The sequence below is a fragment of the Kitasatospora sp. NPDC001119 genome (assembly GCF_053598475.1).
The window spans coordinates 188,248-210,298 of sequence record NZ_JBSFKI010000015.1; the positions used below are offsets into that span (position 1 = coordinate 188,248).

The 22,051-nt window shown below is 72.0% G+C and carries 28 protein-coding genes; 1 reads left to right on the forward strand and 27 read right to left on the reverse strand.

Going from position 1 to position 22,051, the window contains the following annotated elements:
• Window positions 1-4 precede the first annotated feature (4 nt).
• From ACWDD9_RS20330 to ACWDD9_RS20375, 10 genes are all read right to left on the reverse strand, one after another.
• Window positions 5-589, reverse strand: a complete 585-nt coding sequence (locus ACWDD9_RS20330; protein ID WP_375875669.1) for a hypothetical protein — start codon at window positions 587-589, stop codon at window positions 5-7.
• 81 nt (window positions 590-670) lie between these two features.
• Window positions 671-955 (reverse strand): hypothetical protein, encoded by a 285-nt coding sequence (locus ACWDD9_RS20335; RefSeq protein ID WP_388049327.1) that lies wholly within the window; start codon window positions 953-955, stop codon window positions 671-673.
• Window positions 956-1,058: 103 nt separating this feature from the next.
• The gene (locus ACWDD9_RS20340; RefSeq protein ID WP_388049324.1) at window positions 1,059-1,499 is read right to left on the reverse strand and encodes a hypothetical protein; all 441 of its coding nucleotides are present in this window, start codon (window positions 1,497-1,499) and stop codon (window positions 1,059-1,061) included.
• Window positions 1,496-1,852 (reverse strand): HU family DNA-binding protein, encoded by a 357-nt coding sequence (locus ACWDD9_RS20345; RefSeq protein WP_375875666.1) that lies wholly within the window; start codon window positions 1,850-1,852, stop codon window positions 1,496-1,498. Before ACWDD9_RS20345 ends, ACWDD9_RS20340 begins: the two co-directional genes overlap by 4 nt.
• An 86-nt stretch (window positions 1,853-1,938) precedes the next feature.
• Window positions 1,939-2,169 carry a hypothetical protein gene (locus ACWDD9_RS20350; RefSeq protein ID WP_375875665.1) on the reverse strand — a complete coding sequence of 77 codons (231 nt, stop codon included), beginning with the start codon at window positions 2,167-2,169 and terminating at the stop codon, window positions 1,939-1,941.
• 61 nt (window positions 2,170-2,230) lie between these two features.
• Window positions 2,231-2,833: a hypothetical protein gene (locus ACWDD9_RS20355; RefSeq protein WP_449812218.1), complete on the reverse strand. Its 603-nt coding sequence runs from the start codon at window positions 2,831-2,833 to the stop codon at window positions 2,231-2,233.
• A 152-nt stretch (window positions 2,834-2,985) separates the two neighbouring features.
• Window positions 2,986-3,951 (reverse strand): LysM peptidoglycan-binding domain-containing protein, encoded by a 966-nt coding sequence (locus ACWDD9_RS20360; RefSeq protein ID WP_375875663.1) that lies wholly within the window; start codon window positions 3,949-3,951, stop codon window positions 2,986-2,988.
• A 115-nt stretch (window positions 3,952-4,066) separates the two neighbouring features.
• Window positions 4,067-4,609, reverse strand: a complete 543-nt coding sequence (locus ACWDD9_RS20365) for a hypothetical protein (protein ID WP_375875662.1) — start codon at window positions 4,607-4,609, stop codon at window positions 4,067-4,069.
• A 244-nt stretch (window positions 4,610-4,853) separates the two neighbouring features.
• Entirely contained in the window at window positions 4,854-5,942 is a 1,089-nt protein-coding gene (locus tag ACWDD9_RS20370) for a hypothetical protein (protein ID WP_375875661.1), read from the reverse strand.
• A 180-nt stretch (window positions 5,943-6,122) separates the two neighbouring features.
• Window positions 6,123-6,626 (reverse strand): hypothetical protein, encoded by a 504-nt coding sequence (locus tag ACWDD9_RS20375; protein ID WP_449812219.1) that lies wholly within the window; start codon window positions 6,624-6,626, stop codon window positions 6,123-6,125.
• An 872-nt stretch (window positions 6,627-7,498) separates the two neighbouring features.
• On the opposite strand from ACWDD9_RS20375, the gene ACWDD9_RS20380 reads away from it, so the two are divergent.
• Complete coding sequence (locus tag ACWDD9_RS20380) at window positions 7,499-7,642, forward strand: hypothetical protein (RefSeq protein WP_375875659.1); 144 nt, start codon at window positions 7,499-7,501, stop codon at window positions 7,640-7,642.
• 103 nt (window positions 7,643-7,745) lie between these two features.
• Here ACWDD9_RS20380 and ACWDD9_RS20385 read toward each other — a convergent pair whose 3' ends face one another.
• The 17 genes from ACWDD9_RS20385 to ACWDD9_RS20465 all read right to left on the reverse strand — a co-directional run bounded on the left by ACWDD9_RS20385 (window position 7,746) and on the right by ACWDD9_RS20465 (window position 22,042).
• A complete protein-coding gene (locus ACWDD9_RS20385) occupies window positions 7,746-8,219 on the reverse strand; it encodes a hypothetical protein (RefSeq protein ID WP_375875658.1) in 474 nt (157 codons plus the stop codon).
• Between the two features lie 441 nt (window positions 8,220-8,660).
• Window positions 8,661-9,131, reverse strand: coding sequence for a hypothetical protein (locus ACWDD9_RS20390; RefSeq protein ID WP_147409209.1), 471 nt, complete (start codon window positions 9,129-9,131; stop codon window positions 8,661-8,663).
• A gap of 99 nt (window positions 9,132-9,230) precedes the next feature.
• Window positions 9,231-9,824 (reverse strand): GTP cyclohydrolase I, encoded by a 594-nt coding sequence (gene folE / locus ACWDD9_RS20395; RefSeq protein WP_375875657.1) that lies wholly within the window; start codon window positions 9,822-9,824, stop codon window positions 9,231-9,233.
• Window positions 9,821-10,555, reverse strand: a complete 735-nt coding sequence (locus ACWDD9_RS20400) for a 7-carboxy-7-deazaguanine synthase QueE (protein ID WP_375875656.1) — start codon at window positions 10,553-10,555, stop codon at window positions 9,821-9,823. Before ACWDD9_RS20400 ends, folE begins: the two co-directional genes overlap by 4 nt.
• Window positions 10,552-11,028 carry a 6-pyruvoyl trahydropterin synthase family protein gene (locus tag ACWDD9_RS20405; protein WP_375875655.1) on the reverse strand — a complete coding sequence of 159 codons (477 nt, stop codon included), beginning with the start codon at window positions 11,026-11,028 and terminating at the stop codon, window positions 10,552-10,554. Before ACWDD9_RS20405 ends, ACWDD9_RS20400 begins: the two co-directional genes overlap by 4 nt.
• A complete protein-coding gene (locus ACWDD9_RS20410; protein ID WP_117490258.1) occupies window positions 11,025-11,384 on the reverse strand; it encodes a hypothetical protein in 360 nt (119 codons plus the stop codon). The genes ACWDD9_RS20405 and ACWDD9_RS20410 overlap by 4 nt, the downstream gene beginning before the upstream one ends.
• Window positions 11,381-12,316, reverse strand: coding sequence for a hypothetical protein (locus ACWDD9_RS20415; protein ID WP_375875654.1), 936 nt, complete (start codon window positions 12,314-12,316; stop codon window positions 11,381-11,383). The genes ACWDD9_RS20410 and ACWDD9_RS20415 overlap by 4 nt, the downstream gene beginning before the upstream one ends.
• Window positions 12,313-13,212, reverse strand: a complete 900-nt coding sequence (locus ACWDD9_RS20420; protein ID WP_375875653.1) for a hypothetical protein — start codon at window positions 13,210-13,212, stop codon at window positions 12,313-12,315. The genes ACWDD9_RS20415 and ACWDD9_RS20420 overlap by 4 nt, the downstream gene beginning before the upstream one ends.
• Window positions 13,209-14,054, reverse strand: a complete 846-nt coding sequence (locus ACWDD9_RS20425; protein ID WP_375875652.1) for a ParB N-terminal domain-containing protein — start codon at window positions 14,052-14,054, stop codon at window positions 13,209-13,211. Before ACWDD9_RS20425 ends, ACWDD9_RS20420 begins: the two co-directional genes overlap by 4 nt.
• 69 nt (window positions 14,055-14,123) lie before the next feature.
• Window positions 14,124-14,354, reverse strand: coding sequence for a hypothetical protein (locus tag ACWDD9_RS20430; protein WP_375875651.1), 231 nt, complete (start codon window positions 14,352-14,354; stop codon window positions 14,124-14,126).
• A gap of 145 nt (window positions 14,355-14,499) precedes the next feature.
• Window positions 14,500-15,774, reverse strand: coding sequence for a hypothetical protein (locus ACWDD9_RS20435; RefSeq protein WP_375875650.1), 1,275 nt, complete (start codon window positions 15,772-15,774; stop codon window positions 14,500-14,502).
• 80 nt (window positions 15,775-15,854) lie between these two features.
• A complete protein-coding gene (locus tag ACWDD9_RS20440) occupies window positions 15,855-17,078 on the reverse strand; it encodes a recombinase RecT (RefSeq protein WP_375875649.1) in 1,224 nt (407 codons plus the stop codon).
• Between the two features lie 304 nt (window positions 17,079-17,382).
• The gene (locus tag ACWDD9_RS20445) at window positions 17,383-17,691 is read right to left on the reverse strand and encodes a hypothetical protein (protein WP_388049296.1); all 309 of its coding nucleotides are present in this window, start codon (window positions 17,689-17,691) and stop codon (window positions 17,383-17,385) included.
• Between the two features lie 403 nt (window positions 17,692-18,094).
• Window positions 18,095-18,316, reverse strand: coding sequence for a hypothetical protein (locus ACWDD9_RS20450; RefSeq protein ID WP_375875647.1), 222 nt, complete (start codon window positions 18,314-18,316; stop codon window positions 18,095-18,097).
• 17 nt (window positions 18,317-18,333) lie between these two features.
• A complete protein-coding gene (locus ACWDD9_RS20455; protein WP_449812220.1) occupies window positions 18,334-18,510 on the reverse strand; it encodes a hypothetical protein in 177 nt (58 codons plus the stop codon).
• Window positions 18,507-19,196, reverse strand: a complete 690-nt coding sequence (locus ACWDD9_RS20460) for a hypothetical protein (RefSeq protein ID WP_449812221.1) — start codon at window positions 19,194-19,196, stop codon at window positions 18,507-18,509. Before ACWDD9_RS20460 ends, ACWDD9_RS20455 begins: the two co-directional genes overlap by 4 nt.
• A 17-nt stretch (window positions 19,197-19,213) precedes the next feature.
• Window positions 19,214-22,042: a hypothetical protein gene (locus tag ACWDD9_RS20465; protein ID WP_449812222.1), complete on the reverse strand. Its 2,829-nt coding sequence runs from the start codon at window positions 22,040-22,042 to the stop codon at window positions 19,214-19,216.
• Window positions 22,043-22,051: the final 9 nt, after the last annotated feature.

Consider the following 22,051-nt stretch of genomic DNA (forward strand, 5'->3'; position numbering starts at 1 on the left):
CCTCTCATCGGGTTGCAGCGGAGTGGCTGGCGCGCGGCGCAGCGGGCGGGCCGAGCTCGAGCGCCTGCATGCGCTGCTCGAGGCGGTCGGCGCAGCGCTCGTAGGCGTCGGTGATGGTGTGGTTGCGGTCGGCGGCGAGGTCGTCCAGGCACACGCGGATGTGCCAGGCGAGCAGGTCCTGCGGGGAGGTGTAGCGGGAGCGCGTGGCGGTGCGGTCGTCGCGGCGCACGTGCGCGGACAGGATGATCCAGCGGCCGGTGAAGGCGTAGTAGTGGATCCACAGGGTCCAGGGGCTGGTGCCGGGTTCGGCGTAGGCGAAGCGGACGTCGCCCCGGCCGGGGATCCATGTCCAGTCACCGTCTTGGGCGTCGCGGTGGATCGGGTCGCCGTCGGGGGCGAGGGTGGTGAAGCTGTCCGGGTGGACGTGCTGGAGGCCGGTGCCGTCGGGGGCGAGCAGGACGATGCACTCGTCTAGTCCGCCGAAGGGCCCGCCGGGGTGGCCGGCGCAGTTCTCGTTGGTGGTGACGGTGAAGATGCGGCCGTGCAGTTCGGTCTTGCTGCCGTGGTAGACGGCCCTGGTCGGTGTCACGGGTGTGCTCCTGCTCTGGTGACGGGGAGGGCGGTCGGCGCGGGCCCGGCGGCAGGGTGGCCCCTGCCGCCGGGCGGCTCGTCAGCCCTGCTGCGGGGAGGAGGAGTCGAGCGGCAGCTCGTTCCCGTCCGTCGCCGGGCTCCAGGCCGTGAGGTCGTCGGGGTGTACGTGGCTCAGCGCCAGTTCGCCGTCGTCGAGCAGGTCGTACAGGTGCTGCTGCGTCCCGTTCTCGTCGGTGTACGTGTCGTAGGTGCTCGTGCCTCGGCGGGTGGTGAGCATCCGGTGGTGCAGGTCCTCCACCCGCCCGAGGTACTCGACGGTCGTTCCGTCTGCCAGGGGCGGGTGGGTGCCGTTGCTGAAGGCCATCGTCGGTCTCTCCTAGGTCGGGCCGGGGGTTCGCGGTCCCCGGCTGGCAGGACCAGCCTCTCCCAAAAGTAGACCTAGGTCAATAAAATAATCTCAGGTTAATCTAGCTGGGCTCGGCGCGCTCCTCGGCGGCGGCCAGGTGCGGCGCCAGCGCCCGTTCGACCAGGCCTTGGACTGCGCACACCGCCTCGTTCCAGCCCTGCGCCCGCTCGTCGCCCCCTCGCTGCTGCCCGAGTTCGGCGATGGAGACGAGCGCGGCGAACATGGCCGACACCGGCAGGAGGACGACGCGGGTCGCCCCGTCGTGGCCGTGGATCGGCTCGACGTCGACGGCGCGGTCCCAGGCGACGGTGGAGCCGCGCTCCCCACGCCAGCGGGTAACGCCTGTGGATCCGGCGGCGGACGAGAAGATGCACCCCTCCGCGACCACTCCCGTGCCGGAGACGCCGGAGACGTCGATGTCGCGCTGCAGGATGTACGGGGTCGGCGGTTCGGGCTGGAACTGGGCGAGCAGTGCTGCCAGCCGCGCCGCGAGGCCGCTCATGCCGCACCTCCGGTCGAGGTGTGGGTGCCCTTGGGGTCCTTGCGGATCGCGCTACCGTCCTGCGGCACGCCCCGGCGGCCGTCGGCGAAGTCGCGGAACCGCGAGTGGGGGCGGAAGCGGGGGACTCGACGGGCCGGCACGACCATCGTGTCGCCGGTCTTGGGATTGCGGGCGGTCCGGCTCGCGAGCTCGACGGCCTCGAAGGTGCCGAAGCCGGTGACGGACACCGGCTCGCCGTCGACGACGGCGCGCACGATGACGTCGAGGACCGCTTCGACGGCGAGGGCGGCGGGTCGCCGGCCTCCGAGCGTCGGGGCGATGCGGTCGATGAGGACGCGCTTGTTGACGGTCATGGGTCTGGCTCCTGGATTCGGTGTTGGACCCCGGGCCGGGGACGGTGCGTGGTCACGTCGCCCGGCCCGGGGGGTCTACGGGGTGCCTACGCGGATCGGGGCGCGGGCACCGGGGTCGGGCCCGGGGAGGGCTGCGGCGAGCCCGTGGCGGGCTTGGCCGGGGCGGGGCAGGGCGGGTCGGCGGGCTGGGAGATGGTGACGGCCGGGGCCGGGGCCGGGGCGGGGCCGTCGGCGTTGCGGGCCACGGCGGCGCCGCTGATGCTTCCGAGCACCAGTCCGGCGAGGAGGGAGCCGACGAGCAGGGCGGTGCCGCGCATGGGCGGTGTCCTTTCGGGCGGGAGGCTGACCGGCCCCGCCGGGGGCGGGGCCGGTCAGGGGTCAGTGACTGGGGGTCGGGCGTCCGGGGGTGACCGGCGCGCTGGTCGGGGTCGGGTTCGGCCCGGGGGTCGGGCTGACCTCACCGGTCGGGGACGGGGACGGGTTCGGGACGCAGGCGCTCGGGCCGCCGGTCGGGGACGGGGTCCCGACCGACGGGACGGTCTGCACGTGGGTGACCGTGACGGTCACGGTCGGGACGGGGGCCGGGGTGCCCTGCTCTCCGGGCTGCGACGGCAGGGCCGGGGCCGGGCTCAGCTCGGAGGCCACCGGGACGGCCAGCGCGGCCGGGGCGGCCTCCATGGCCGGGGTCAGGGTCGCCAGCGCGGGGGCCGGGGTCGGCAGCGCGGGGGCGGTCGGGGCCTCGGTGCCCAGCTGCGCCGGGGATGCCGTCAGGCTCGGCGCCACCGGGGTCTGGGCGGACTGGGCACCGGGGGCCGGGGAGGCCGCCGGGCGGCTCATCACCAGCGTGCCGGTGATGAACCCGGCCCCGGCCAGGCCGACGGCCGCCAGGGTCCGCAGGCCCAGGCGCAGGGTCACCGCCCGGCGGGGGCGGCGGGCTCCGTCCTCGGCGGGGGCCTCGGCGGGGGTGGTCTCGTTCGTCATCGGGCTATCTCCTTCGTCGGGCCGGGGGTTCGCGGTCCCCGGCTGGCAGGACCAGCCTCGCACAAAACAGACCTGAGTCAAATAATAATACTCCAGTAACTTTTAGTTCGGGGTGGACACTCAACGCGCCCGCCCCGCGACCGAGTTGACTCCTATCGACCCCGAAGCCCGTGGGCCGTCTGGTAGGCGTACAGCCACGTCAGCGGTCCGGCCAGCCCGTCCGCCGGCCCGAGGTCGCCCACGTAGTACTCCTGAAGCGCCTGCACCTTGCGCAGGTCCAGCTGCTCCATGTCCTCGCTCGGCCCGACCCGGTAGGGCGGGCCCCAGCCGCCCGCCTGGAGCCAGGTCTGCAACTGCTTCGCGTAGGGGCTGTGCGCGCCCAGTACGAAGTGCTCGCGCCCCGGGAACTGCGGGGCCGGGATCTGGAGCTGCTGGCCCACCTGGATCTGGTCCGGGTTGGCGATGCCGTTGAGCGCGACCAGCTGCGCCACGCCGGTCTCGAAGCACCCGGCGATCGCGCTGAGGGTGTCGCCGGACTGCACGGTGTAGACGCCGGCACTGTCCCCCGACGGCTGGGGGTCGGGCGTCCCGTCGCCGCCCCCGCCGCCGGGCCGGGGCGCGCCGCGCTGCACCCAGGCATACAGCTCGTCGCCGGGGCACGACGTCGGATAGCCGTCCTTGTGGCCGCGGACCTCGCCGCCGGCGCCGCCCTGCGCCCGGCAGTACTCGATGGCGTCCACCAGGCCGTCGAGCATCGCGTCGGTCGGCGAGGTGATCCCCGAGGTGCCGACCATCGAGCACACCGCGTAGTGCGCCCCGTTCAATGCCGGGTTGCCGTTCGCCCCGTTCCTGCGACCGAGGCCTCGCCCCTCGAACACGTACCCGTGCGGGCACACCATGAACGAGTACGCGATGTCGATCCAGTCTTCCTTCGGATCGTTGATGTGGGAGCGCTGGATGTCGCGCATGTGGCCGGCGCACCGGCCGTGGTCGCCCAGCAGGCCGCCGGGGACCGCCGAGCCCTCGTAGTGGATCTTGACGCCTCGGGTGGCGCCGATGCGGGTGTAAGAGCCGGTGGGCGCGGCGGCGCCCCACTCGGAGCGGGAGACGAGCTTCATCGGCTCGCCTCCCGCCCTCGGTCGGCCTGGTTGGTGGTCGGCACGGTTTCCTCCCCTGGTCGGGTTGGTTGGTGTGCCGGGACGCTAGGCCGGGCCTGTCGTTAAGGTCGCGCTGTCAGGCGGCGGGTGTCTCGGTCAACGCGCCGTCCTGGTAGCCGAATCGGCGCTCCCGCATCCGGTCACGCACTACAAACAGCGGGACCAGGCCGCCGCCCTCGGCGGGCACGGCGCCGACGAGGTAGCCGGACGCGATGACCAGCACCCATTCCTCGGGCTTCTCCTCGGTGAACCCGACCGGTATGGAGGCGTCCTCCGCGACGCGCCGCTCGCCGGCGCGGCGGGCGTGCGGCCGGGCGATGTGCGGGCACAGGGTGAGCGCGGCCTGCGCGCAGGCCTCGTGCATCGGCGGGTCCGAGTAGTGGCCCGCCTCCGCTGACATCGGGCCGCCGAGGAACGCGACCGGTCCCGCCAGCGGCTCGTCGCACAGCGAACACTGCTTCGCGAGGGCCAGCCGCAGGGCGGCCGTGCCGTTGAGGGTCACGAAGTCGACAACACCACCGTCGTGCATGTTGACGACGGGGATCGGCAGGCCTCGCTTCTCGTCACGCGGCCGGGCCGCCAGAGCGGGGGGCAGGTCGGGCAGGTCCTTGCTGGTCATCTCGTCCTCCGGGAGGCCCCGTTCGCGGCGGGGCTCGGCAACAGGAAGTCCGCCAGCGCCGGGGCCCGGCGGTGCCGGAGCGACACAACTCCGGCACCGCGCCCTCCCCGAAGGGGAAAGGAGGGCGGCCTGCTGCAACAGGCTCCGGCCCACTCCTGGCCTTCCCCGACGGGGACGAGGAGCGGGGCCCGGTACCGGCGGACCCCACCACCCTCCCCACCCCGCCCGGAAGCGGACAACACCCTTACCTCAGAGGCCGGATGATGCCTTCGGGGGCGTGCCCGTCCTCATCGAGCAGGTCCTCCGACACCCAGTACGGCTCGATCAACCGCGAGTCGGAGAGCGTCTTCCCCGGCCCGTACCAGACGGTCTTCAGGTGCCCGCTCCGAAGGTGCGTGTACTGCCGCCACCCTCCTGCTGCGCCGCCTCCTCCGGTGCTCTGGGCAGCGCTGCGCCGCATCTCCTGGACTCGCACCCGGGCGGCCTTCAGGCGCGGGCCGAGCCGCCAGCCGAGGCGTAGGAAGGTGTCCGGCTTGTTCCATCGCCGCTGCTTGCCGGGTTTGGCGGCCTTGCCTCGCGGCACCGGCTGAACGATGTCCGCCTTCGAGGAGCACAGGTAGACGGCGACCTGAAGCGCCCGCGTCGCCAGCGCCTGCTCTGCCGCAGTCGGTTCCGTCCGACCGGCCTTGCGCGCGAGCCTCAACGCCAGGTCCTCGGCGGTGAACCTGTCGCCCGCCCTGGCCGGGATCGACAGGTGGCAGTACTCCAGCACCGGTGTCGTCCCACCAGGAGGCGGAGGCAGCGGAGTGCCGTCCTCGGCCAGCGGCTCGCAGATCACGGTCACGGCGACCTCGTCCATGCGATGGTCGCTGGTCAGGCACAGCAGCTTGTCCGGGTCGGTTCGCCCGCAGAAGAGGATCGCCAACAGCCGCCCCGGACCGGTCCCGCCGACACTGACCTCCATCGCGGGCGGCTCGGCGAAGACGACCATGATGTTCGGGATTCGCCCGAGGTTGCGGAACAGCTCGCCCGGCAGCGTGCCGAGCCGGTACGTCGTCAGCTCAGCAGCCATGTCCGGGTGCATCGCGGCGACGTTCTTCCCCCTCGCCCACAGCCGCCACAGCGCGGCCAGGGTGGCCGACTGCCGCACCTCGTACAGATTCAGCACGTCCTGCGGGATGCCGCTGAGCACGACGCCCCCGTTGATCGCGTAGTCCGGCAGCTCCCCGAGGCCGGCCTTGTGCAACACACGGTCGGCCGCTGTCAGCTCACCGACGACCCGCTCGGCTACCACGGCCGTGGCCCGGCCGAGTTCGATGTCCTTGCTCACCATGCGGGCTCCCCTGTCCCCCTTTGGGCCCATTTGGCCCGACTGCGCCCACACTCGCCAAGGGAGGGCAATCGGAACAACAGCCTTAAATGGCAAAGGAGTTGAAGAGCATGGCCTGCCCGGACATCCGAGCCGATCACGCACGGAACCGGCCCGCTCCCCTGGGAACGACAGACCCTCGCCTCAGCCCTCCAGGCCGTCCACCAGCTCCGCGTCGACCACCGCGGCGTCCTCCTCCAGCTCCGCCGCGAAGTCCTGCCGGATCTTGGCCAGCCGGACCGCCAGCCGCTCGACACCGGCCCCCTGGTCCACCGCGGCCGCCGACAGCTCGCCTCCGCCCGCCGGCGCGACCTCGATCCGGGCCTGCGCCGCCCGGCCGAACGTCTCCGGCGCCAAGCACGCGAGGAGGAACTGGGCCGCCCGCCAGTCCGGCTGAGCGAAGTCCCGCTCGACCTGCACGACCCGCTCGCCGGTCTCCGGATCGCGCACCGTCCGGGTACGCTCCCGCACCACGTGGCCGCCGCTCGCCGCCTTCCGTACGAGCAGCACCAACTGCGCCTTGCCCTCGCTGCGCGCGCGCGTGAACCTGTCGCGGAACTCGCAGAACACCTGCTCCCCGGACCGGGCACGCAGGCCAGCCTCCCGCCGCTGCTGCTCCTGCTCCCCGCGCTCCAGCCACCGATACACGGTACTGGGATGAATGCCGGCCATCGGCGCCGCGTCACTGACCGGAACGCCCGCTCGCACCGCATCCAGGAGCCGTTTCTCTACCTCCGGATCGAGGGCGGGACGGCGACCGCGGCGGCTACTCACGAAACCGACCGTACGCGGAACCCCAGGTCAACGACTCGCCGAGAGCACCCGGGCCTGGAAACCGGGCCAGCGACCGGCCCGGGTTTCACACGCCTAATACTCTCAAGCTTTTGACCCCCACAGAGAGTCGAAAGTCCAGAAAATGCAGTTCTGGCACCTCAATTAAAGCATGCTTTCTGGCGCAATGGCCTGAACTCAGGCTCCAGAAATCGGCGCCAATGGCTTTGCCTGGACTCCTTGCACACCCCGCTTGGGGTGTGCGTCCATTAGCCCTTTCAGGCTAATCCGGCGCCCCGGGTGGAGCTCGCCGCCGGTCAAAGAGGCACCGCCGAGCGACGGCAGGGACCCTCCAGCATCGTAATAACGGGCCCGGTGCCGGGTCGAGGGAGCGGCGCCGACTTGGAGGAATGCAGGCCCACGCCCGACGGTCCCAGGATGACGATCAGGGACTCAATCGGGGGCCCACCCCCGCGCGGCAAGGGGGTCCTCGGATCGCCGACCGGGGCCCCAGCCTTTCGATGGCCTAAATCCATGAACCCGCCAGCTGGGGCGATTCGTATGACGACTTTCAGGATTTGGCGAGGCAACAGCCAAGTCCTAGGATCGGTGCGCGGATGCGAGCCGCCCTCGGGAAAGGGCGGCTCGCGTGTCCCGCTTTTCCGCACGCGTTTAGCAGAAATGGAACGATGCCCATGATGACACAGCCCAAAGGCTCCACGCCTCCGCCTTCCATGGCGGACCGGCCGGTGACCTGGCGGGACCTCGCGGTCTGCGGCCACGGCGCCCTGACCACGGCGAGCCTGCACCAGCAGGTCGGGTGGCCGACCGCCACCTCGGCGCTCATCGGGCTCACCGGCCCGGTGCTGTGGTCGATGCTCCGCCGGCGGTAGCAGGCCAGCGGCCGGACGCCGACCACCTACAAACGTTTGCATGTGGTGTCGAGCGAGGGTGGGCACCCCGTAAATTTACGGGGTGCCCACCCTGGCTGTTGGACTACTCCCAGCCGAGGGTGTCGACGATCTCGTCGTAGGCGAAGCCAGTGGCACCGCTGAACTCGAACGGCAGGGTCACCGCAGGCATAGTCACTCCGGTGGCCTCGCTCACGTAGAAGGTCCTGAGCGGCGCGCTCACGGTGCTCTGGCGGGTGCCATCGTCGTCCACCCAGACGGTGACCACGAGGGCGTCGTCCGGCATGTCGGCCAACCGGACGCGCAGGAAGGCGACCCTGACGACACTCGTGTCCGCGACCGAGACGTGAGGCAGGGCGACCACAGGGACCTGCCGCCCGGACTCGTCGGGCACCGAGACCCTCACAGGCCATCCAAGCAACGAGCCCGCAGCCCCGTTGAGGCCACCGAAGTCGGCGGTGACGAGGTGTTCGTCCGGCAGCAGAGAAAGGTACTTGCGCAGGTCCCGCACACGCAGGACCTCGTCGGGCACCTCAAGGGGAACAGTCAGAACCGTCATGGTGGGTCTCCTCGACCTGTCGGCGACCGGGGTTCGCGGTCCCGGTCTGGCTCTGCCATCCTCCAGCCCCTCCAGCACCCATGGGAACAACTCACCTGCTAAATACAGGATTTGACTACCACGGGGCGGAGGTCCTCGACGTGTCCTACTGAGCCGACGCCGAGCGCGCCAGGCAGGTGGGCGGCGGTCACCGCGGTGTGCCGCGCGGGAACCGCAGTCCCGCGCTCGGATCAAGCCGTCGGCCGCCCTGGCTCGCATCGACCCACCGGCCCGCTCGTGTGGCTGCCGATCCGCCACCGGACGTTGGCCTGCGGCCGGGCGCCGGCCAGCAGTCGCACAACTGGCCACCTGCCACCCGCACCCCACACGAGGCGGCGACACGCCAGGGCCCCGGGCGCCTACTGCCAGCAGTAGGCGCCCGGGGGCCAGTGGCCTCTCCGGCTACTCCCAGCCGAGGTTGTAGGCGATCTCGTCGTAGGCCGTGCCGGTCGCGCCGCTGAGCACGGCGGGCAGCACGACCGCACGGATGGTGAGCCCGGAGTCCTCGTTGACGAGGTCGCCGAACTCGGGAGTGCCGACCGTTGTCTGGCGGGGGCCGTCTTCGGCCTCCCAGACCGCCACCACGAGCGCGTCCACGGGCAGGTCCGCGAGGAGCCCGTACAGGTGCGAGGCCGTCATGGCGTACTCGTCGTCCGCGCCGACCTGCGGGAGGCCGATCACGGGCACGCGTTGACCGGACTCGTCGCGCACCGCAGCCTTCACCGGCCAACCCAGCGGGACACGGACCGGGCCGCCCTGCCCGGGGCAGTCGGCGACAACCAGCAGGTCTCCGGGCAGCACCCCCAGGAACCCGCGGAGGTCGCCGACCCGCAGCACGGTGGCAGGCAGGTCAACAGGAACCCTAAGCAGCATCGTCGTCTCCTTGGTGTGGACGGCCGGGATTCGCGGTCCCGGCCTGGCCCTGCCATCCTCCCGTGGAACAGCCCGCTTGGGCACAACTCCCCTTACGTGTCAGGCTGGTGGCGGCATGAGGGCGAGCACTTCGGCGCGACGGGCCAGGTCGGCGTGGAGCGCCCCGGTCAGGTGGGTGGTGACCATCGCGGCGCCGTGCGCGCGGGCGCCGCGCGCGGTCATACAGGCGTGCTGGGAACGGATCAGGCAGCCAGCGCCCTGGATATCAAGGTGCGCACCGAGGGCGTCGACGACCTGCTGGCCCAGTCGCTCCTGGACCTGTGGCCGGGCCGCGAACTCCTGGACGAGCCGGGCGAGCTTGGACAGGCCGACGATGCGGGCTCCCGGGGTCGGCAGGTAGGCGACGGCGGCCCGGCCTGTGAACGGCAGCACGTGGTGCTCGCAGAGGGCGGTAAACGGCACGTCGACGGCGGCGATCAGCCCTGCCCGCTCTCCTTCCGGGGGGAAGGTGACGGCGAGGTGCCGGGCCGGATCCAGGCGCACGCCGGCGGTCAGCTCGGCAAGGGCCTTCGCCATGCGGCGCGGGGTGGCCGCGGTGGACTCGGTGTCGCACGGGATGCCGAGGGCGGCGAGCAGGCCGGCGGCGTGCTCGGCCGCGCGCGCCAGGTCGGCGGTGTTGGCAGGGGTGGTCATCGGTTGCGTTCTCCAGGCCACAGCAGCACGTGCTGCCGCATCGTCAGGTTCCAGTTGCGGGCGATCACGTCGTCGGCCAGGGCCCGGGCGACCTCGATGGTGCGCTCGGCGGTGGTCCCTTCGGGCATCACCCAGGTCGCGTGCGGGGGAAGGCAGAAGCGCTCAACCAGAGCGGCGATCTCCTCCAGGTCGTCCGGGCCGGCGGCGACGAACTTGAAGCGGGCGCGGCCGCGGTGGGCGAGGTCCGCGAAGACCTCCAAGGCGTCCGGCTTGATCCGCCGTTCTTCCGGCATGCCGGAGTTCGACAACTTGGCGCTGACGTTGAAGGTCAGCCGCGGTACGCCGAGGCTGACGGGCTGCGGCGCGAGGGTGCCGTTGGTCTCGATCTCGACGCGGCGGGTGGTGTAGCGCAGCACGGCCATCAGCGAGCGCCAGGCGTCGGTGCGCTGGTGGAGCAGCGGCTCGCCACCCGTGATGACGATGATCGCGTGCGGGTGCCCGGCTGCCCACTCGGCGAGCTCGACCACCGGGACGCGGCCGATCTCCTTGCGCAGGTCGTACCGCTTGCCGTCCCAGGTGTACGGGGTGTCGCACCAGTCGCAGGCCAGGTTGCAACCGCCCAAGCGCAGGAACAGGGCCCGCTGGCCGGCGGTCGGCCCTTCTCCCTGGATGGTGGGCCCGAAGGTCTCGGCGACGGGCAGGCCGGCGTCCGGCAGGACGAGGGCGCTCACGGAGCCACCGCCGTCCAGGAGGCGGCGTTGACGGCGGTCTCGGACACGCCGACGTGGGAGACGTACGCCCCTGCGGCTCGGGGCAGGGTGTGCAGGGCCTCCGTGGCGACGCGGCCGAGCAGCTCGGCGACGGCCTCCACGCTCGGCCAGCCGAGGCCGGCGGCGTGCTGCTCCTGCTCGGTCGGATCCTCAGCACCGAAGCGGAACAGCTTGCTGCCCTGCCCGGCGAGGACGGGGGCGAGCGGGTCGCTGGCCCCGAGCATGGCGCCGTGGTCGAGGAAGCTGTCGATCCACGTACGCAGGGCCCGCTTGAACGCGCCGAACTCCACAACGGTGCCGGCCGCGAGCACCGGGGCGGTCACAGTGACCTCGACCACCCAGGAGTGCCCGTGCAGGTTCTCGCACTTCCCTGCGAGGTGCGGCAGCCGGTGTGCCGTCTCGAAGTTGTGGCGGACGGTGACGGCGTGGCTCACAGCTGCTCCCCCGAGTCCCCCAGGTGCACGACCGCGCCGGCTTCGCCGTCCTCGGAGACGGCGACCATCGTCGCCCTCAGGCCGGCGCTCCTGACGTGGTCGGCGAGGGTGCGAGCCAGGGTCTCGCACGAGGCCGGCCCGCACTCCCGGGCGCCCGGGCCCCACCAGCCGCGGATCAGGTCGCCGAGGTCGTGGAACTCGGTGTCGCGGTCGTCGTGGGCGACGGCGACGCCGACCGTGATGTGGAACAGGTGCCGGTGCCGGGCCCGCAGGTAGGAGCGGTGGTCGGGCGCGGCAGGCCAGTAGTGGAATCCGGGCAGCTCGACTTTGGCCCAGACGGTGGCAGGTGGCTTCACGAAGATCGTGCCTCCGGTTCGGTGAGGAGCGGGTAGGACGGCTGCCCCAGCAGCTCGTCGCGGGTGGTGCGGGCGAGCCGCCACACGGCGGTGGTCGCCGAGACGGTCTGCGCGCACATCAGGCAGCAGGCGGTACGGCCGCGGGTGGGGTGGGCCGGCTGGTCGAGGTCGTACGTGAATCCGCGGCCCAGTTCGCCGACGCGCCGCAGCAGCGCGGAGTCGATGCGGACCTTGGGCCAGCGCAGCGGGCCGATCCAGGTCGAGGAGTCGCAGGAGTCCGGCGGGACGGCCAGGCACCATTCATTGACCGTCAGGCCGAGGACGTGCACCCACAGGTCGGGGTACTGGCGGTGCCGTTCCCAGAGGGTGTGCAGCAGGCGCAGCCGCACCGGCGCCGGTGCCTGGACCACATTGCCGAAGCAGATCCGGTCGTACTGCTCGGCCAGCTCATCGAAGTAGTCCCAGCCGTCCACGAGCGGGTGGTAGACGGGGATCGGCGCGAGGCCTTCGTCCTCGAGGCGGGTGCGGGTGCGGATCTTGTTGTCCCGGCCGCCCTGGTCCAGCTCGATGTAGCCCCACAGCCGCTCGCCGTGGCGCTGCACCAGCTCGACGTACCGGGAGTACAGGTCATCGAACCCGTCGATCTCCTCCGGGGCCAGGCGCAGGGCCTCGTCCATGGAGACGCCGTGGGCCCGCTTGTACTGGTTGGTGAGCCAGAAGATCCCGGAGTCGAGCAGGACGCGGTGTCCGGCGTCCAGCAGCTTGACCAGGCGCCGCTCGTGGCCGGCGGTGAGCAGGTCGTTGGTGGCGAGCAGCACGTGGTGCGGGTAGTACTCGGAGTCTCCGGCGGCGAAGTACAGGTGCCGGTCGGCCGGGTCGAACGTGCCGCCGCCGGTGCGCTTCACCGCAGCGGGCTGGAGGCTCGGGCTCACTGCTGTGCCCCTTCCAGCGCGGTGCCGTCGGGGGCGCCAGTCAGCTCCTGGACGCGGTGGGCGGCGTGCCTCCAGCAGGTGCCCAGCGCCGTTGCGGCGTCCGCGCACAGCCGGGCGGCGGCCTGGTAGGAGGCGCTGTCGCCGGGGGCGTAGCGGAAGCCGGCGGGCAGGTTGCCGACGCGGCGCAGCATCGCGGTCTCGATCCTCTGGTGGTTCCAGCGCAGCGGGGCCAGCCAGGACGAGGAGTCGCAGGAGTCCGGGGCCAGCGGCAGGCACCACTCGTTGGCGGTCAGGCCGAGCGCGTGGATCCACAGGTGCGGGTGTTTCTGGCGGCGTTCCCAGATGGTGTGGAGCAGGCGCAGCCGCACCGGGGCAGGGGCTTGCACGATGTTGCCGACGCAGATCCGGTCGTACTGCTCGGCCAGCTCGTCGAAGTAGTCCCAGCCGTCCACGAGCGGGTGGTAGACGGGGATCGGCGACAGGCCGAGGTCGTACAGGGCTCGGCGCTGCGCCCGTTTGTGCAGCAGGCCGCCTTGGTCCAGCTCGATGTAGCCCCACAGCCAGTCGCCGTAGGTGCGGGCCAGGTAGACGTACCGCTCGCGCAGTTCCGCGAACCCGTCGATCTGCTCCGGGGGGAGCGACAGGGCCTCGTCCATCGAGACGCCGTGGGCGCGGCTGTGCCGGTTGGTGAGCCAGAAGACCCCGGAGTCGAGCAGCACCTTGCATCCGGCGTCCAGCAGGTCGCGTAGCCGCCGTTCCTCGGCGTCGCCCATCACCTCGTTGACGGCCGTCAGCACGTGCGGGCCGGCGTTGAACTCGCCGCCGCCTGCGGTGAAGTAGATGGGCCGCTCCGACCGGTCGAAGGTGCCACCGGCGGTCGGCAGGGCGGTCGTCACGACTCGTCCCGGAGCGTGGGGGTCTGGCCGCTGATCCGCTCCCACTTGTCGAGGAGGTGACCGGCCAGGTAGCGCTCGGGCTGCACCATCACCAGGCGTCGGCCGACGGCCCGGTCCGCGAGCGGGGCGAGCGGGGTGGGGTAGGGCAGGAAGAGGCTGCCCTCGATGAGCAGGGGGGCCCACTGCGGCCAGCCGTCGAAGACCTCGGCGACGACGAGGCGGTGGTCGCCGAGTTCCCACACCTGGCCGGTCTCGACCTGGTGCTCGGGCTCGCCGACGGTGACGCCGGCCAGGGCCAGGAGGTCGCCGCGGTTGATCTGCTCGGGCTCGGCAGCGCCGTCGTCGTCCGCATCGCTCGTGTCGTCGGCTTGGCCGCCCGCGGCGACGTCTTCGAGCATGGCGTCGATCTGGGCGTGATCGAAACCGGTGGCGGCGAAGAGCGCCGGGTCGACCTGCTCCAGGTCGGAGAGCATCGCCGCAAGGCCCTCGCCGTCCCAGCCGCCCACGGTGGTCAGCTGGTTGGAGGCGATCAGGTAGGCCTCGGCGTGGGCGTCGTCGCGGGATGCCCAGCCGCGCACCACGGGGACGGTCCACGTGCCGTCGGCGGTGACGACCACCCCGTCCGGGGCCGGCTTCCCCGCGTCGCGGCGGCGCGCGAGGGTCTCGTAGCGGCCGTGTCCGGCCACCAGCCGGTCAGTGCGTTCGTCCAGCAGGCCGGGCTCGGTGAAGTCGAACTGCTCGACGGAGCGATCCAGCCCGTCGTCGTCGTGCCCTTTCGGGTTGCGGGCGGCGGGCCGGATCTCGTCCAGCGGCACGTAGTCGATGTAGCGGGGGGCTGCCATGAGCGGGGAACCTAGGCGGCCGCCCGGGGTTAGGTCGCGTCGAGCAACTTCCGGCGCTGGGGTCGGGGTTCAGCCTCCGACCGGACGGCCGAGGGGCCGGTGCAGGTACCGGGCTCGGATCGGGCCGAACGGGCTGAACGGATCACCGAACTCGGCGACCATCTGCTCGTAGATCGGTGCGCCGAGGTCTCCGGAGGGCCGCACCGGCACGAGGTACGCGGCGGGCTGAAGGGCGGGCGACTGCCGGGAGAACCAGGGCGAGCGCGGGACGCCTGGGGCGGGATCGTGCGGGCTGGTCACGGTGTTCCTCTCAACTGGCCTGTGATGGCCGGACGTTAGATCAGGCGACGGACAGCGGGCCGCCTCAGCGTCCGGTGTGGACCTGGCCAGGCGCAGGCAGGGAGCGCCTGGCCAGGGGGACTGATGCGCGCAGGGTTTGGCGGCCTTACCGGCGTCCACGTGCCGGCGGGTCGCCGCGCTTGGCCGCGCGCACCCGGCGGACCTGGGTGCTGCCGCTCGTACGGGTCCGCTTGGTGGGGTAGTCGAGTTCGTGCAGTGCGGGGCGCTCGTTGGGCGGGTTGTCCCAGAACGCTTCGAGCTGCCGGACGCGTCCTTGATAGTCCGGTTCGGGGTCCTTGAGCCGTCCGGCGGTGCGCACGTACTCGTAGTCGCCGTAGGTGTCGGGCTGCACCCCGTCGAGCAGCGCCTTGGCGACGTTCTGCGCCTTCTCGGCGGCGGACTTCGCGGCGCGGTGCCGGTCGTACTCGCCGAGCGCCCATTCGACGTCGGACCTGTCGGTGACGAGGGTGTACGACTCCGGGGAACGGCCAGCGGCCTGGGCCTCTGCCATGCTCCAGCAGTCGGTGCGGGCCGGGCAGAACCGCTTGCAGATCACGTCGGTGCTCGGCCCGGACCTGTCCCGGGGCAGTGCGGTGCCCAGGTCGAGGGCCGTGGCGATCGCGGTCAACCGGCCGAGTGCGCGACGGGCGGCCTGCTCGTCGAAGGGCCGGGTGAACTCCTCGTCCGCGCCGCTCTTGCGCTCGAAGTAGACGATCCTCACCTCGGTCACCCGCTCGCCAGCGAGGTGCAGAGCAAGGGCGTACAGCTGTGTCTGGTCCCACTCGGTCTCGGGCGGGCCGTCGTCGCCGACCAGCGCCCACTTCCAGTCCCCGGCGGTCTTGTAGTCGTAGAGGACGCCGGTGACCGGGTCGTACTCGTCGTAGCGGCTCGGCCGGTCCAGGCCCGGCAGGGTGACGGACTGCTCGTACAGCCGCCAGGGGTAGAGGGCGCGCCGGCGGCGGGACACCGAGTCGTGGATCAGGGTTCCGGCCCGGGCCGCGCGCCGGTCCACGGGGGCCGGGGTGTAGCCGGGCGGCGGGTTCTCCCGGTACCAGATCGCGCGGCGGCAGGAGCTGGTGTCGGACGCGCCGATCGACCACTGGCCGGGCTTCTTGGGGCGGCGGGAGCGTCGGCGGCGGCCGGTGCGCTCGGATGCCGCGAGGTCGTCGCCGAGCCGGCTGTGGGCCGCCGCCTGGGCGCGTTCGAGGAGCATGTCGGCGGGGTCGCGGCGGTAGCGGGCGCAGCTGGTGGCGGGGTGGCCGCCGGAGCGCTTCTGTCCCCGGTGCGCGTGCCGGGGCGCGCCGCACCGGCACGGAAGGGGGCTGGGCCCGATGAGGCGGGCGTCGGCGAGCGTACGGGCTCGCTCGATGGGGAGCTTCATGAGGTGTCCGTGTGGGCAGGCCCGCAGGACCGCGCGGTCGGGGCGCGGCCCTGCGGGTGGGGTGGCCGGGGAGAAGCGGGCTAGCCCTGACGGGCGTCCTCTCTGCCCCACACGGTGGTGTCGGGGTCGAGCCGGATCAGCAGGCCGCCGGCCTCGACGTGCTCGGCCGCCTCGGGGTGGGACCCCAGCGCGGCAAGAACGTAGGGGCGCAGCTCGGCGAGCAGGACGGCAAGCTGCCCGCCAGTTGCCTCGTCGAGGCTGGTCCCCGTAGCCTCCCGCCACCGGTGGGTGATCTTGTCGACGGTGCTGCCCATCACGGAGGCGTAGGCGTGCAGCTCACGGCGCAGCTCATCTGCGGTGGGCGGCTCGTCTTCCGGTCCGGCGGTCGGCTCGCCTGCCTCCGCGCCAGTCACCGGTGTGCCCTGCTCCGTGCTCTCCTCGGGGGCGGTGCGGGTGGAGGCGGTGACGACGGTGCCGGGGATCACCGTGCCCGGCTGCGCCTGGGCGCGGGCCGCCTTGCGACGCTGTGTCGAGTCCTCTCGAACCTGGTTGGTCTGGGCGGCGTCGGCCTGTTCCATCTCGGCGTGCTCGTAGATGTTGACGAACTCGCGGGGGAAGGCCACCCGCCACGCCTGGGCCTCGGCCACCTTGCCGATCATGTGGACGCCCATGGTCGGCCACAGCCCCGAGAGCACCTTCTGCCCGGTCCGTTCGCCGCGCACCCACTCGTCCTTGGTCACCGCGAACTCACTGAACAGAGCCACGGCCTGACTGACTGTCGGGTCACCTGCGATGCTGTAGTGCTCGATGCGGCACATCGCGGCGGCGGGCAGTCCGGGAGCGAGCCACACCTCCACCCATCGGCGGCGGTTGATCCCGTCTTCGCCCTGGATCCACCATGCGGGGTCGGTCTCGGGACCGGTCCAGAACGGGCCGATGCGGCGGATGAAGCGTCCGCTCCGTTGCCCGATGTGCCGGAAGCCGTCGATCCCGGTCTGCGCGGTGTAGTAGATCTCGTCCTGGCCGAACACCTTGCGCTTGCGCGGGATGTAGTAGATCTCGCGGCGGAAGGGGTCCAGACCGGTGCTCTTGCAGATGTGGAAGAACGTGACCTGCTCAGCCATCGGGGCGTCCTTGAGGCCGATGGTGGCTATCGCCGCGCGCTGGGCCTTCGTCCAGAACCGCTGTTCGCCGGTGATCTCGAGGACCTGGTCGGCCGTCTCGATGGTCATCTCCGCGCGGTTGTCCGTCAGCGGAGTGACCTGCTCGGACACGGGCTGGGTCTGCTCTGTGGGTGCTGTCACCTCAGGGTGCCTTCCTTGTCTCCGTGGCGGCACCGGGGTTCGCAGGCCCCGGTGTGGCTGCCTGCCTCCACCCTCCCGCTACCGGCGTGCACGTGGGAACACCCACCACGTGGCCAAATCGGCTGCGGAGAAGGGAGATTAGGAAGTGTGGCCGCCGGGCCCGCGGGTTGCGAATCCGCCCGGGTCCGCGTGCTCCCCTTGATAGGAGACAGCCCCGAAGGGCTTGTTGCCAGAGCACGCGGTCGGTCGGCCCGGCGGCCACATCATCACTCTAGGGTAGCGCCGGCCGCCGACACAGGGCCGGTCACCATCCGGACCGGCGGTCCGGGGCTGTCGCGCGTTCCAGCGCTCCGGCACCGGCGTACTGCCACAGGCCGTCGTAGAACGTCTTGGACGCCACGACGGCGAGGGCGACGGTGGTCAGGGCGGTCTGCACATGGGCAATGTCCCCGCGGGCGAGGACGGTGACGATGCCGACGGTCGCGGACGCCACGGTGCCGATGAGGGTCCGTACCCCCTTGCTCCAGTCGGGCTGCTGGATGAGCGAGGTCGCCCAGGGAGTGAGGGCGCCGAGCAGCAGGCCCCACGCCTCGGTGTCGGTGAGGATGTTCACGGTCGTCTCCGGTGGTCTGTGGGGCGGGGCGGGTGGTTCACAGCGGCCAGGTCGCGGCGATCGCGGCGCCGGCCGCGGCCAGGTAGCCGGCGGTGAACCGGTAGCGGGCCAGCAGAGGGCCGGTGCGCGGGGCTACTCCCGTGGCGGCCGCTCGTCCCTTGACAGCACGGCCGGCAGCCCCGCAAGGGTCAGGCCCGTGATGATCACGCTCGGGTCGACCGGCGGCGTCCACGCCTCCCTCACGATCACGACCGCTCCGATCAGGAACAGGACCAGGTCCCGGACCGTCTTCCATCCGGTGATCTCGCTCCATCTGGCCCTCCGTCGGTGTCGTCGGCCAGCGGGAGGCTGCTGGTCGTCCGGGTCCGGTTCCACAGCGGGGGACGGTAGGGCGCGGCGGTGCCTACGGTCGCGTCGAGGCGGCGGATCGCAGTTCGGCGACGGTGGCTTCGAGTTCGGCGATCCGGCGGGCCTGGTCGGCTTCCCGCGCGGCGCGTACGGCGTTCTCCTCGCGGGCGAGAGCGAGTGCTGCCTGTGCCTGGCCCCAGGCCTCGGCCATCTGGGTGCGCAGCCGGGCGATGTACGGCTCGGCGTCCACGGTGATGGGTTCTGCGGTGTGCGCCATGGTGGTGGGGGCTCCGTTCACTTGGCCGGGCTGGGGGTGTCGCCGGTGGTCGGCCGGGTGCATGCGCAGGCGGCCGACTTCCGCAGATGCTGGACGCCGGTCCTCAGCAGGGTCGCTTCGGCGGGGGTGAGCCGGCGGCGGTCGGCGGTGCCGAGCAGGTGGTCGAGCTGTTCCGGGGTCGGGTGGTTGGTCATGCCGTCTCGTCTCCGTTGCCCTGGTGGGCTTCGTCGCGTCGGGGCAGGGCGGCGTCCCACACCGGTGTGGTGAAGGCCTTCGGGTCGGAGCGGGCGGTAGTGCCGTCGGGGGACGGCTGGGGTTGGGCGAGTTGTTGCCGGGCCTGCTCCACGAGTTCAGCCTTGGCCGTCACGCCCTCGGGGGTGATGCCGTGGTTGCGGCGGATCACGTCGAGGGGGTCCTGCGCGGGCCGTGCTGCCGCCGCTCGGAGCGCGCCTGCGGCGGGGCCGGCCGTGACGGCGACACGGGTCCGCTTGGCGTGGGCGATCCGGTCGAGGTGGGCCTGGCGGGCGGTGGCCCGGTCGGGCGCGTTGTGCAGGGTGACAGGCTCGGTGTCCCCAGCGGCGAGGCCGTTCACCGCCTGGACGGCGACGACGGCGAGTCCCTTCGCGGCGGCCGGGTCGGTGTGGCCGTTCTCCAGCGGGTCCGGGACGAACGGCTCGTGGAGCAGCATGTCGAGGATCATGTCGATGCCGGCCGGAGTGGTGTGGTCGATGTCGTACTCGGCGGCCCGCCACTCCAGTGAGGAGGTCGGGAAGATGGTGATGTGGTGCTCTCCGTCGGGCCGTTGCTGGCGCACGGCCCAGCACGGCGTGGATCCGACGTTGATCCGGGTGGTGTCGAGCACCCGGTACTGCTCGGGCATGGTGATCCCCGTTCCTGTCAGATGCGGTAGCACCAGAAGCCGACGGAGCCGTCGGCGCTGGCGGAGGCGAGGGTGGTGGTGAAGCCGGTGAGGCTGGACGCGGTGACCTGCCAGGCCCGGACCGCCTGCCAGTCCCGCAGGGTGACGATCGGCACCATCGGGGACTTCATCGTCGGCCCGTAGGAGAGCGACATGGCCGTCCAGTTGGTCATCCCGGCGGTGCCGGTGAACAGCCCGCGGTCCGGCTCGGTGTACCAGTAGTTCGGGAAGGTGCCCTTGTACTGCAACGCCGAGTTGTCGAGCCACAGTTCGCTGTCGCTGCCGTCGTCGTTGCGCCGGCCGAACTGGGCGCCTCCCTGCGATGCGATCACGTAGCCGTGGACCTTGTCCTCGACCATGTAGGTGAGGGCGGCGCCCTCACTGGCGTTCATCCGGACGGTGCCGCCCCAGGGCTTCTGGGTATCGGTGCGGATGGTCTCCAGGGCGGAGACGTACTCGGTCAGGTAGAGCCGGTAGGCCGTCGACTGCCCGTTGTGCGGGAAGGTGCCGCTGTTCAGCCCGATGTACGCCGCGCCGTTGCCCCCTCCGACCGCGTTGATGAAGGCGTAGTTGTTGCCGTTGGTGGGGAAGAAGCGGATCTCCGGGAGTCCCCCGCCGGGGTTGATCTCGATGCGCTGTCCGGTGGTTCCGCTGGACAGGCCGCCGACGATCCGCACGTCGCCGGTGGTCGCGGAGACGGCGATGGTCTTCACCCCGTTGGCGTTCCACGCCTCGATGCCGCCGGAGTTCAGCTCGACCCTCGCGCCGGTGTCGGAGGTCTTGATGCGCGCGGAGACCGTGATGTCCGCGTTGAGCTTGCCGACCGTGAGCTTGCTGGCGGACACGGTGCCGATGTTGGCGTCCTGGATGGTCGCCAGCGCGATCTTCGCGCCGATGATCGTGGCGTCCGCGAGCTGGGCCGTCCCGATGATCTGGTCGGCGAGGTCGGACCTGATGACGACGGTCGGGACGGCGGAGGCCTCGGCGGATGGCTGCGAGGCGTTTCCCGCCCGGTCCCGGGCGACGAACTTGACGTAGTAGGTGGTGCCGTAGGACAGGCCGGTGATCGGGGCGGCCGCCGCTCCGGCGAGCCGGTCGACGATCGTCGCCGCGCTGGGGGCGAACCCGGCCGCCGTGGAGGCGTGCACCTCCAACTCGGCGAAGTCCGCTGGCATTTCCTCGCCCTGCGCGCCGCGTCCGTCCCACACGGCCCGCACCGCGCCGATCAGCGAGGTCACCACGGGCTTCGACGGCACCGGGGGCGGGGTGGTGTCGCTGGCGAGGATGGTCTCCTCCGACAGCCGCCAGGTGGAGGAGTTCCCGGAGGCGTCCACGGTGCGCACCCGGGCCTGGACGCGCTGCCCGGCGGGCAGCTGGTCGTAGTGCGCGATGGTTCCGTTGACGGCCTGCTCGGGGGACCACTGCGGGTCCTGGCCCGCGATCCGCAGGCCGGGCAGCAGGTAGGAGACGTAGTAGTTGCCGGCGTCGTCGTACACGGTGCCGTCGGCGTTCTGCGTCACCGCGGGCCAGGACACCGCGAGCGCGGCGTGCTGCTGCCCGTTGCGGTCCAGGTAGGCCCAGGAGCCGAGCAGCACCGCGTCCGGGGCCGTGGGGGCGACGGTGTCGTTGCGGTCGCCGAGCGGCGGCAGCGGGGTACGGGAGGCGGTCGCGGAGCCGTTGGTGAGGGCGTCCAGCTGTCGCTGGACCCGGATGCGCTGCTCCACGAACAGGTCGTTGAGCTCCAGGCTGCTGGTGGGCTGGCCGGCGTCGTCGTACGTGGTGGCGATGGTGCGTACCCTCAGCGGCTCCAGGCTGGTCGGGTCGGTGCGCCGCTGGTCGTAGCGGATGTAGTCCCCGGGCCGGTAGTCGATGCCGGGCCGGTGCCGGGTGGCGGCCGGGTCCAGCTCGATCGTGAAGCCTTCGGAGGCGGCGCCCATGCCGCCGAGGGTGACCCGGGCGAGCTCGGCGAGGGTGGCGCCGTCGGTGATGCCGCCCCGGCCGTCGAAGGCCTCGCGGCGTCCGTAGCGGGCAGCCGCCGTCGGGTTGACGACCTCGGCGAGGTTGCCGGAGTCGCCGGCCGCCAGCAGGTGGGAACGCACCGAGCGGCGGGAGCGCTGCCGGGGGCCCTTGAGGACGTCCCGGCCCAGGTACAGCACGATGCCGGGGTGGTCGGTGGCGCACACGGTGTCGGGCACGTAGGCGCGCAGCCGGTAGCTCTCCATCCGCACGTCCGCCCACCCCGCGCCGGTGATCGCCGCGACGGTCTTGAGCAGGTCGCCGCCGGCGTCGTACTGAACCGTGTACGTGGTGGGCCAGGGACGTCCGGCGCTGTCGGCGGCGGATGTGAAGTCCCAGGTGACTTCGGGCAGGGCACCGCGGGCCTGGGCGCGCTGCAGCAGGGTGGCGAGGATCGCTCCGGGGGTGGCGTTGACGAACGGGAAGTGCGCGTCGAGCCCTTGCACGGCCTGTCCGGGGGTGTGGCCGACCGGGTAGATCACGGCGCGCTCCAGCAGGGCGAGGGCGCCCCGGCAACCGACCTGGACCGGCCGGGCCTCGCCCGCGTCGTCGGCCGGGTCGTCGCCGTCGTCCTCCAGCAGGTACCGCTCGGGCTGCTCGACGCCGTCGATGACGAGGGAGAGCCGCGGGTCGTCTCCGGACAGCAGGCCGGCGCCCGGGGCGTTGCGCGGGTAGGTGAAGGTCAGCGAGCCGGCGCCGTTGTGTTCAGCCTGTGTCTTGAGGTCGGCGGGGTAGGGCAGCAGCCCGAGCAGGTTTCCGCTCGGGCTGGAGATACGCAGGTGCACGGCCACGGTGTTCTC